Consider the following 10,151-nt stretch of genomic DNA (forward strand, 5'->3'; position numbering starts at 1 on the left):
AAGTAATTATGATACAGGCAGAATCAAGACTTACAGTATGTGATAACAGCGGCGCTCGCGAAGCACTTTGCATTCGCGTGTTAGGTGGTACCCGCCGTCGTTACGCTAGCGTGGGCGACGTGATTGTCGTTTCTGTCAAGAACGTAATCCCTTCAAGCGATCTGAAGAAAGGTGCGGTATCAAAGGCCCTGATTGTTCGTACGAAGAAAGAGATTCGTCGTGCAGACGGTTCTTATATTCGTTTCGACGACAACGCTTGCGTGCTGCTCAACAATGCAGGTGAAATTCGTGGCAGCCGTATCTTTGGTCCAGTGGCTCGTGAGCTGCGTGCCGTTAACATGAAGGTGGTTTCTTTGGCCCCTGAGGTTCTTTAATATTTAATAAACAGAAAGTAATGAGTAAGTTACATATTAAGAAAGGTGACGAGGTTATCGTTCTGGCCGGAGACGACAAAGGCCGGAAAGGTAAGGTGCTCAAAGTCTTGGTTACCAAACAACGCGCACTTGTTGAAGGTGTGAACATGGTATCCAAGAGCATGAAGCCTTCTGCAAAGAACCCCCAAGGTGGTATCGTTAAGCAGGAAGCACCCATCCACGTCTCGAATTTGAGTTTGATTGACCCTAAGAGTGGCAAGGCTACTCGTATCGGAATGAAGATAACCGACGACGGCAAGAAAGTGCGTGTCGCCAAGAAAAGCGGGGAGGTGATTAAATAATGAATACAGCACAGTTAAAGAAAGTATACGCCGAGACAATCGCCCCGGCATTGCAAAAGCAGTTCAACTATTCATCTTCCATGCAGGTGCCTGTCTTGAAGAAAATCGTTATCAACCAAGGTTTGGGCGATGCTACTCAAGATAAGAAGATTATTGAAGTGGCTATCAATGAGATTACTGCAATTACTGGCCAAAAGGCTGTTGCTACGTACTCAAAGAAAGACATCGCCAACTTCAAACTTCGTAAGAAGATGCCTATTGGTGTAATGGTTACTCTCCGTCGTGAGAGAATGTATGAGTTCCTCGAGAAACTCATCCGCGTGTCATTGCCCCGTATTCGCGACTTCAAAGGTATCGAGAGCAAATTCGATGGTCGTGGTAACTACACGCTAGGTATTTCAGAGCAGATTATCTTCCCTGAAATTAACATCGATGGAATCGACCGTATTCAAGGTATGAACATCACGTTCGTTACTTCGGCTAATACCGACGAAGAGGGATACGCTTTGTTGAAGGCATTCGGCCTTCCTTTCAAGAACGCTAAAAACGATTAAGCAATATGGCAAAAGAATCAATGAAAGCCCGTGAGGTGAAACGTGCGAAGCTCGTTGCCCGTTATGCCGAGAAGCGTGCTGCTCTGAAAAAGATTATCGCTACTTCTGAGGACTACACCGAAGCTTACGAGGCAGCTCGTAAGTTGCAGTCAATCCCCAAGAATGCCAACCCCATCCGCTTGCACAATCGCTGCAAGATCACTGGCCGCCCCAAAGGCTATATCCGCCAGTTCGGTCTGTCGCGTATCCAGTTCCGCGAGATGGCTTCTGCCGGACTAATTCCCGGTGTAAAGAAGGCTAGCTGGTAAAACGGAGCAAGATGAATGTTTACGATTAGTGGCGGGCTTGGCCTAAATAGGTCACAGACTTGTCGCTAATCTTAACTTTCATTACCCCAAAAGGATTTATTTAATATTGTCGGGAAAGTCCCGATCAATTAAACATTTTATTATATGACAGATCCAATAGCAGATTTTCTGACCAGACTAAGGAATGCAATCATGGCGCATCATCGCGTGGTTGAAGTTCCTGCGTCGAATTTGAAGAAAGAGATCACAAAGATTCTCTTTGAAAAGGGTTATATCCTGAACTATAAGTTCGTGGAAGACGGCCCTCAGGGTTCAATCAAGGTTGCCTTGAAGTACGACCCCGTGACAAAGGCAAATGCCATCACGAGTTTGAAACGTGTCTCTACTCCAGGTTTGCGCCAGTACACTGGATATAAAGACATGCCGAGAGTAATTAACGGATTAGGTATTGCCATCTTATCTACATCCCAAGGTGTTATGACTAACAAAGAGGCTGCCGCTTTGAAAATTGGTGGTGAAGTTCTTTGCTACGTTTATTAATAGGAGGGTATAAGTATGTCAAGAATAGGTAAATTGCCAATTAGCATCCCTGCTGGGGTTACCGTTAATCAAGCCAATGGTGTTGTTACTGTAAAAGGTCCTAAGGGAGAAATGTCACAACACGTTGACGCTTCAATCAAGGTAAATATTGCAGACGGTCAGATTGTCTTCGAAGTAGATGAAAACAGCGCTGTAAACATTAAGCAGAAGCAAGCTTTCCATGGTTTGTATCGTTCGCTCATCAACAACATGGTTGTGGGTGTTAGCGAGGGTTACACAAAGGTGTTGGAACTTGTGGGTGTGGGTTACCGTGTTTCTAACCAAGGAAATCTTATTGAGTTCTCTTTGGGTTATACACACCCCATCTTCATTCAACTTCCTTCAGAAGTGAAGGTAGAAACCAAGTCGGAAAGAAACCAGAACCCCTTGTTGATTTTGGAATCTTGCGACAAGCAATTGCTTGGTCTCATCTGCGCTAAAATTCGTTCTTTCCGCAAGCCTGAACCTTACAAAGGTAAAGGTATTTTGTTCAAGGGTGAGGTTATTCGTAGAAAGTCTGGTAAGACCGCCTCAGCTAAGTAACTTTAAATTAAGAAGATTATGACAACAAAGAAAGTAGAAAGACGAATTAAAATCAAATATAGAATTCGTAAGAGCGTCAATGGTACTGCTGAGCGTCCTCGTATGAGCGTATTCCGTTCAAACAAGCAGATCTACGTTCAGATTATCAACGACCTCACTGGTACCACACTTGCTTCAGCATCTTCTCTGGGTATGGAAGCCATGCCTAAGAAAGAGCAGGCACAGAAGGTAGGCGAACTTGTTGCTCAAAAGGCACAAGCCGCAGGCATCACAGCTGTTGTATTCGACCGTAACGGCTATCTTTATCATGGTCGTGTGAAAGAATTGGCTGAAGCAGCCCGCAAAGGTGGACTTAATTTTTAAACGATTATGGCAATGAATAAAGTAAGAGTAAATAGTGACGCAGAATTGAAAGACCGCTTGGTTGCCATCAACCGTGTTACCAAGGTAACAAAGGGTGGCCGTACATTTACGTTCGCTGCTATTGTCGTTGTAGGTGATGGCAATGGCGTTATCGGCTACGGTCTAGGTAAGGCTGGCGAGGTAACCACAGCTATCGCTAAAGGCGTTGAGTCTGCAAAGAAAAACTTGGTTAAAGTTCCCGTTCTCAAAGGTACCGTTCCTCATGAAGTTGAAACTTCGTTTGGTGGTGCACAAGTATTGCTTAAGCCTGCTGCTGCCGGTACCGGTTTGAAGGCTGGTGGTGCTATGCGTGCCGTACTTGAGAGCTGTGGTATCACCGACGTGATAGCCAAGTCTAAGGGTTCTTCCAACCCCCACAACCTGGTTAAGGCAACCATCGAGGCACTTAGCCTCATGCGTGATGCCTACACTATAGCTGGTGTTCGTGGTATCAGTATGGACAAAGTTTTTAACGGATAAAGGACATCAACAACATGGCAACGATTAAAATCAAACAAGTAAAGAGCAAGATTGGTTACCCACTCGACCAGAAGCGCACGCTTCAGTGTCTGGGCCTTCGTAAGATCTCGCAGGTTGTTGAAGTAGAAGATTCTCCCAGCGTCCGCGGAATGATTAGAAAGGTTCACCATCTGGTAACTGTAGTTGAATAACAAACTTAGTCAAATTAGCACATTTATGAAATTACATAATTTGAAACCGGCTGCTGGTTCCACTCATTCACGTCGTCGTATCGGTCGCGGTCCAGGTTCTGGTCTGGGCGGAACGTCTACCCGTGGACACAAGGGTGCCAAGTCACGCTCAGGTTATAAAAGAAAGATTGGTTTCGAAGGCGGTCAGATGCCCTTGCAACGCCGCGTTCCGAAGTTTGGCTTCAAGAACATCAATCATAAGGAATTTTTCCCAGTTAACCTCTCAACTCTTCAGGCTCTTGCCGAAGAGAAGGGCCTTACAAAAATTGGCGCTGCAGAACTGAAAGAGGCTGGCCTTTTCAATGGCAAAAAACTCTTTAAGATACTTGGCAACGGCGAACTCAAAGTAGCCCTCACTGTAGAAGCTAACGCATTTTCTAAGTCTGCTGAAGAAGCAATCAAGGCAGCTGGAGGTAACACCACTTTAATCTAAAACAATGAAAAAGTTAATCGAGACACTAAAGAACTGTTGGAAAGTTGAGGACCTGCGTCAGCGTCTCCTCATCACTTTCTTATTTGTAGCAATCTATCGTTTTGGATCGTATGTAGTACTTCCAGGTATCAACCCGTCCCAGCTAGAATCTCTACAAAATCAGACCCGTGGTGGCTTGATGTCGCTTTTGGATATGTTTTCTGGTGGTGCGTTCTCCAATGCGTCTATCTTCGCGTTGGGAATCATGCCTTACATCTCGGCTTCTATCGTTATGCAACTTTTGGCTGTGGCTGTACCTTATTTCCAAAAGATGCAACGTGAAGGCGAGAGTGGTAGGAAAAAAATAAATTGGTACACGCGTGCTCTGACAGTAGTAATCCTAGTGTTTCAGGCACCGTCGTACCTTATCAACCTAAAGATGCAAGCTGAGGGTGCCTTGGCTACTGGCATCTCATGGTCGGTATTTATCGTTCCTGCCACCATCATACTTGCTGCTGGTAGTATGTTCGTTCTTTGGTTGGGCGAGCGTATCACCGACAAGGGAGTAGGAAATGGTATCTCACTTATTATTATGATTGGCATTATAGCCCGTTTGCCAGAGGCTTTCTTTCAAGAGTTCACCTCTCGTTTTACAGCCATCTCGGCCGGCGGTCTTGTTTTGTTCATAGTAGAGGTACTGTTTCTTTATGCTATCATCTGTGCTGCCATTCTTTTGGTACAAGGCACACGCAAAGTTCCAGTACAATATGCTAAGCGTGTTGTAGGTAATAAGCAATATGGAGGAGCACGTCAATACATTCCTCTGAAGCTTTTTGCAGCCAACGTTATGCCTATCATTTTTGCGCAGGCCTTGATGTTCATCCCCTTGACACTCGTAAGATTTCAAAGCGAGAATGCAAGTTCTATAGTACAGTCGCTGATGGATAACCGCTCATTGTTGTATAATGTTATTTATGTTACGCTCATCATTGCGTTCACTTATTTCTATACAGCGATAACGCTAAACCCCACTCAGATGGCTGAAGACATGAAACGCAACAACGGTTTCATTCCAGGCATTAAGCCAGGAAAAGACACAGCAGAGTATATTGACACCGTGATGTCGCGACTCACACTGCCTGGTTCTTTGTTCATAGCATTTATTGCTGTGATGCCTGCATTGGCTGGATTGCTTAATGTACAGCAAGGCTTTGCACAATTCTTCGGTGGAACATCATTGCTCATCCTTGTGGGTGTTGTTATCGACACCTTGCAACAGATAGAGAGCTATCTAATGATGCGTCACTACGATGGATTGCTCAATTCAGGCCATACGCGTAACGCCGCTGCTGGCGTTCCCTCGGCTTATTGATCTGCCTTGTGAATTTCGCAAATGAAGGTTTATCTCAAGACTGAAGATGAAATCGAGCTAATGCGCCAAGCTAACCAACTTGTTGGAAAAACCTTGGCAGAATTAGCTAAACATATTGTTCCGGGAGTAACGACCCTCCAGTTGGATCGCATAGCGGACGAGTTCATCCGCGATCATGGGGCTATCCCCACGTTCAAGAACTTTCCCAATCCTTTTGGAGGGCCGTTTCCCGCGAGCATCTGCACCTCGGTAAACGAGGTAGTGGTGCATGGCGTGCCTAGCGAAAAGGTCGTGCTAAAAGACGGAGATATTATTTCTGTTGATTGTGGCACACTTCTTGCTGGGTATAATGGTGACAGTTGTTATACATTTTGTGTCGGAGAAGTGGCTCAAAATGTCAGAGATTTCCTCTCTGTGGCACAAAAGTCGCTCTATCTTGCCATCGAGGCTGCCACTGCTGGCAATCATCTTGGCGATATAGGATATGCTGTGCAATCCTTTTGCGAGAGCTATGGTTATGATATAGTGCGCGAACTCACAGGTCATGGTATAGGCCGTGATATGCACGAAGAGCCAAAAGTACCAAACTACGGAAGTCGTGGAAGCGGTATGATGCTCAAAGAGGGCATGTGTATAGCAATCGAACCGATGGTAACCATGGGCTGCAGGCAAATCGGATTAATGCCCGACAAGTGGTCAATACGCACTTTAGATGGCAGTTGGGCAGCTCATTACGAGCATACAATAGCCATTAGGAAAGGCAAGGCCGAGATTTTATCAACATTCGAAGGGATAGAAGTTACACATTAACCCAAGTTCGCATGCATATAACGTGTGTACATTAGGTAAATACAACTTACCTTCAGCGTGACGAGACAAGAATTACAGAAAAAGCAAAGAGTTAATTTATGGCAAAACAGTCTGCTATTGAGCAAGATGGAACGATTGTAGAAGCACTATCTAACGCGATGTTTCGCGTAGAGTTAGAAAATGGATGCCCCATAACGGCACACATATCTGGAAAGATGAGGATGCACTACATCAAGATACTACCAGGCGATAAGGTAAAGGTGGAAATGAGCCCCTACGACCTTACTAAAGGTAGAATTGTGTTTAGATACAAATAATTCAATTTAGAATATGAAGACAAGAGCATCGTTGAAGAAACGTACGCCCGACTGCAAGATTGTTCGTCGCAAAGGTCGCTTGTTCGTTATTAACAAGAAGAACCCCAAGTACAAGACGCGTCAGGGTTAAACATTAATCATTATCAAAACATTTATCATTAACAAATGGCAATAAGAATTGTTGGAGTAGATTTGCCCCAAAACAAGCGTGGCGAAATCGCATTGACTTATATCTATGGTATAGGTCGAAGTAGTTCAGCAAAGATATTGGACAAGGCTGGTGTAGACCGTGACCTGAAGGTCAGCGAGTGGACTGACGACCAGGCAGCCAAAGTCCGTGAAATTATCGGCGCTGAATTCAAAGTAGAAGGTGATCTTCGTTCGGAGATCCAGTTGAACATCAAGCGTCTCATGGACATTGGATGTTATCGTGGAGTACGTCATCGTAACGGTCTTCCCGTTCGCGGCCAGAGCACCAAGAACAATGCTCGCACCCGTAAAGGAAAGAAAAAGACTGTTGCTAATAAGAAGAAGGCTACTAAGTAATATTTAGTTGGAAGTTGAAAGGCGGGGTTTACCCCGATGCTTAAAACTCGAAACTTGAAACTTTTAAACTAAAAAGAAATTATGGCAAAGAAAATAGCAGCAAAGAAAAGAAACGTCAGAGTAGACGCTCTTGGACAACTTCATGTTCACAGCTCATTCAATAACATCATTGTGTCTTTGGCTAACAGCGAAGGTCAAGTAATTTCTTGGTCGTCGGCTGGTAAGATGGGATTCCGTGGTTCTAAGAAGAACACTCCCTACGCAGCTCAAATGGCAGCCGAAGATTGCGCCAAGGTAGCATTCGACCTTGGTTTGCGTAAGGTTAAAGCTTACGTTAAGGGTCCAGGTAACGGTCGCGAAAGCGCCATCCGTGCCGTTCACGGTGCAGGAATTGAAGTAACCGAGATTATCGACGTTACACCACTGCCCCACAATGGTTGTCGTCCTCCCAAGCGTCGCCGCGTATAACACGCTCTTTTCACAACGCTTGCATCTATAGGCAGGCAACAAAGATACACAAACAAATAAGTTATAAAATAGACAATGGCTAGATACATAGGTCCGAAATCTAAAATTGCTCGTCGTTTTGGTGAACCCATCTTCGGCGCAGACAAAGTTTTGTCCAAGAGAAACTTCCCTCCTGGACAGCATGGCAACAACCGTCGCAGAAAAACTTCTGAGTATGGCGCCATGTTGGCAGAGAAGCAAAAGGCTAAATACACGTATGGTGTTTTGGAGCGTCAGTTCCGCAACATGTTCGAGAAAGCTGCTAAGGCTAGTGGCATCACCGGTGAGGTGCTGTTGCAAAACCTCGAGAGCCGTCTCGACAACGTAGTGTTCCGTCTTGGTCTGGCTCCTACCCGTGCAGCTGCACGCCAGCTCGTTGGTCACAAGCATATTGTGGTAGACGGCAAGGTAGTAAACATTCCTTCTTACTCGGTGAAAGCCGGACAAATCGTTGGTGTGCGCGAAAAAGCTAAGTCGCTCGAAGTTATCGAAGCTGCTTTGGCTGGTTTCAATCACAGCAAGTACCCTTGGATTGAGTGGGACGACGCTTCTAAGAGCGGTAAGTTCTTGCACAAGCCCGAGCGTGCCGACATTCCTGAGAACATTAAGGAACAGTTAATCGTTGAGTTGTACTCTAAATAAATCATTGAATTAATGGCGATATTAGCATTTCAAAAACCTGATAAAGTTGTAATGTTGGAGGCCAACGACAAATTCGGTCGATTCGAATTTCGTCCGCTTGAGCCTGGGTTCGGCGTTACCATTGGTAACTCCCTCCGCCGCATTCTCCTTTCATCGCTAGAAGGTTTCTCTATCAATACCGTGCGCATCGCCGGTGTTGAGCACGAGTTCTCTTCTGTGCCTGGTGTAAAGGAAGATGTCACCAACATTATCTTGAATTTGAAACAAGTAAGATTCAAGCAAGTAGTAGAAGAATTCGAGAACGAGAAAGTTAGTATCACGGTTGAGAACACAACAGAGTTCAAGGCTGGTGACATTGGCAAGTATCTGACTGGATTTGAAGTGTTAAACTCCGATTTGGTGATTTGTCATTTAGATGCCAAAGCTTCATTGCAGATTGATCTCACCATTAACAAAGGCCGTGGCTATGTGCCCGCCGACGAAAATCGTGAGTTCTGCACTGATGTAAATGTAATTCCTATCGATTCCATTTACACCCCCATCCGTAACGTTCGCTATTCTGTTGAACCGTATCGTGTTGAACAAAAAACCGACTACGATAAACTTGTTATCGACGTAACTACGGACGGCTCCATTAGTCCCAAAGATGCTCTTAAAGAGGCTGCTAAAATCCTTATCTATCACTTTATGCTCTTCTCAGACGAGAAAATCGCCGTTGAGAACCAAGACGTTGATACCAACGAAGAGTTTGATGAGGAAGTTCTGCACATGCGACAGCTGCTTAAAACTAAGCTCGTAGACATGAACCTTAGTGTTCGTGCACTCAACTGTCTCAAAGCCGCCGACGTGGAAACACTGGGCGACCTTGTGCAATACAACAAAACCGACCTTCTTAAGTTCCGCAACTTTGGTAAGAAATCGCTCACAGAGCTTGATGATTTGCTCTTGGGTCTGAATCTATCTTTTGGAACCGACATTTCAAAGTATAAACTGGACAGAGACTAATATTCAGCACGCGCGGATGGAGTGCATGCTCCATCCGCCATGCCGATTTACTCTTCCGCATTTAAAGAAAACAAAAAATGAGACATAATAAAAAATTCAACCACCTGGGTCGTACTGCACCTCACCGTAATGCCATGCTTGCTAACATGGCCATTTCGCTGATTATGCACAAAAGAATCACTACGACTCTCGCCAAGGCAAAAGCCTTGAAGAAATATGTAGAACCCCTGATTACACGTTCTAAGGAAGATACCACTAACTCACGTCGTGTTGTTTTCCGCTACTTGCAAAACAAATTTGCTGTTACCGAACTGTTTAAGGTGGTTGCTGCTAAGGTGGGAGACCGTCCTGGTGGCTATACCCGCGTTATCAAGCTGGGTATCCGCAAGGGTGACGCCGCTGAAATAGCTTTCATCGAATTGGTTGACTTTGACGAGAACATGGCCAAGACGCCTAAGGCAGAGGCTAAGAAAACTCGTCGTAGCCGCAAAGCCACTAAGGCTGAAGGCGAAAACGTTGAAGTGGCTCAACCTGCAGCCGAAGAAGCACCTAAGGCTGAAGAAGCTAAGGCTGAATAATCAACAATTATCGATTTATAAATTAAACGTCTCTATCCGTGAGGATAGAGGCGTTTTTTTATTGTACGCATCTCTTCTAACCTTCGTTTCCAAATTATGGCTCAGCGGAAGATTAGTGGGGACAAATTATTTTTATTACTTTTGCACCATG

At 45.0% G+C, this 10,151-nt stretch carries 19 protein-coding genes; all 19 read left to right on the top strand.

The window, feature by feature from the left end; all coding sequences use genetic code 11:
• Positions 1-8: 8 nt before the first annotated feature.
• Entirely contained in the window at positions 9-374 is a 366-nt protein-coding gene (gene rplN, locus QME03_RS11710; protein WP_009231165.1) for a 50S ribosomal protein L14, read from the top strand.
• A gap of 20 nt (positions 375-394) precedes the next feature.
• Entirely contained in the window at positions 395-715 is a 321-nt protein-coding gene (gene rplX, locus QME03_RS11715; protein ID WP_110370109.1) for a 50S ribosomal protein L24, read from the top strand.
• On the top strand, positions 715-1,269 hold the full coding sequence (rplE, locus tag QME03_RS11720) for a 50S ribosomal protein L5 (protein ID WP_025815516.1): 555 nt from the start codon (positions 715-717) through the stop codon (positions 1,267-1,269). Before rplX ends, rplE begins: the two co-directional genes overlap by 1 nt.
• A gap of 5 nt (positions 1,270-1,274) precedes the next feature.
• Positions 1,275-1,577: a 30S ribosomal protein S14 gene (rpsN, locus tag QME03_RS11725; RefSeq protein ID WP_025815517.1), complete on the top strand. Its 303-nt coding sequence runs from the start codon at positions 1,275-1,277 to the stop codon at positions 1,575-1,577.
• A 144-nt stretch (positions 1,578-1,721) separates the two neighbouring features.
• Positions 1,722-2,117, top strand: coding sequence for a 30S ribosomal protein S8 (gene rpsH, locus QME03_RS11730; protein ID WP_025815518.1), 396 nt, complete (start codon positions 1,722-1,724; stop codon positions 2,115-2,117).
• A gap of 15 nt (positions 2,118-2,132) precedes the next feature.
• Positions 2,133-2,699, top strand: a complete 567-nt coding sequence (rplF, locus tag QME03_RS11735; protein WP_273115800.1) for a 50S ribosomal protein L6 — start codon at positions 2,133-2,135, stop codon at positions 2,697-2,699.
• Positions 2,700-2,717: 18 nt separating this feature from the next.
• Positions 2,718-3,062: a 50S ribosomal protein L18 gene (rplR, locus tag QME03_RS11740; RefSeq protein WP_025815520.1), complete on the top strand. Its 345-nt coding sequence runs from the start codon at positions 2,718-2,720 to the stop codon at positions 3,060-3,062.
• 6 nt (positions 3,063-3,068) lie between these two features.
• Positions 3,069-3,581, top strand: a complete 513-nt coding sequence (rpsE, locus tag QME03_RS11745) for a 30S ribosomal protein S5 (RefSeq protein ID WP_009237633.1) — start codon at positions 3,069-3,071, stop codon at positions 3,579-3,581.
• Between the two features lie 14 nt (positions 3,582-3,595).
• Positions 3,596-3,772, top strand: coding sequence for a 50S ribosomal protein L30 (gene rpmD, locus QME03_RS11750; RefSeq protein ID WP_025815521.1), 177 nt, complete (start codon positions 3,596-3,598; stop codon positions 3,770-3,772).
• A gap of 25 nt (positions 3,773-3,797) precedes the next feature.
• Positions 3,798-4,244: a 50S ribosomal protein L15 gene (gene rplO / locus QME03_RS11755; RefSeq protein ID WP_025815522.1), complete on the top strand. Its 447-nt coding sequence runs from the start codon at positions 3,798-3,800 to the stop codon at positions 4,242-4,244.
• A 4-nt stretch (positions 4,245-4,248) separates the two neighbouring features.
• A complete protein-coding gene (gene secY, locus QME03_RS11760; protein ID WP_281724490.1) occupies positions 4,249-5,595 on the top strand; it encodes a preprotein translocase subunit SecY in 1,347 nt (448 codons plus the stop codon).
• Between the two features lie 21 nt (positions 5,596-5,616).
• A complete protein-coding gene (map, locus tag QME03_RS11765; RefSeq protein WP_025815523.1) occupies positions 5,617-6,405 on the top strand; it encodes a type I methionyl aminopeptidase in 789 nt (262 codons plus the stop codon).
• A gap of 98 nt (positions 6,406-6,503) precedes the next feature.
• Positions 6,504-6,722, top strand: a complete 219-nt coding sequence (gene infA / locus QME03_RS11770; protein ID WP_009160996.1) for a translation initiation factor IF-1 — start codon at positions 6,504-6,506, stop codon at positions 6,720-6,722.
• A gap of 13 nt (positions 6,723-6,735) precedes the next feature.
• Positions 6,736-6,852 carry a type B 50S ribosomal protein L36 gene (ykgO, locus tag QME03_RS11775; RefSeq protein WP_009237638.1) on the top strand — a complete coding sequence of 39 codons (117 nt, stop codon included), beginning with the start codon at positions 6,736-6,738 and terminating at the stop codon, positions 6,850-6,852.
• A gap of 35 nt (positions 6,853-6,887) precedes the next feature.
• The gene (gene rpsM / locus QME03_RS11780) at positions 6,888-7,268 is read left to right on the top strand and encodes a 30S ribosomal protein S13 (RefSeq protein ID WP_025815524.1); all 381 of its coding nucleotides are present in this window, start codon (positions 6,888-6,890) and stop codon (positions 7,266-7,268) included.
• Positions 7,269-7,349: 81 nt separating this feature from the next.
• Entirely contained in the window at positions 7,350-7,736 is a 387-nt protein-coding gene (gene rpsK, locus QME03_RS11785) for a 30S ribosomal protein S11 (protein WP_025815525.1), read from the top strand.
• A 75-nt stretch (positions 7,737-7,811) separates the two neighbouring features.
• Complete coding sequence (gene rpsD / locus QME03_RS11790) at positions 7,812-8,417, top strand: 30S ribosomal protein S4 (RefSeq protein ID WP_009237639.1); 606 nt, start codon at positions 7,812-7,814, stop codon at positions 8,415-8,417.
• Between the two features lie 12 nt (positions 8,418-8,429).
• On the top strand, positions 8,430-9,422 hold the full coding sequence (locus QME03_RS11795) for a DNA-directed RNA polymerase subunit alpha (RefSeq protein WP_110370111.1): 993 nt from the start codon (positions 8,430-8,432) through the stop codon (positions 9,420-9,422).
• A 77-nt stretch (positions 9,423-9,499) separates the two neighbouring features.
• A complete protein-coding gene (gene rplQ / locus QME03_RS11800) occupies positions 9,500-10,000 on the top strand; it encodes a 50S ribosomal protein L17 (protein WP_025815527.1) in 501 nt (166 codons plus the stop codon).
• Positions 10,001-10,151: the final 151 nt, after the last annotated feature.

The sequence above is a fragment of the Hoylesella shahii genome (assembly GCF_937990675.1).
Lineage (GTDB): Bacteria > Bacteroidota > Bacteroidia > Bacteroidales > Bacteroidaceae > Prevotella > Prevotella shahii.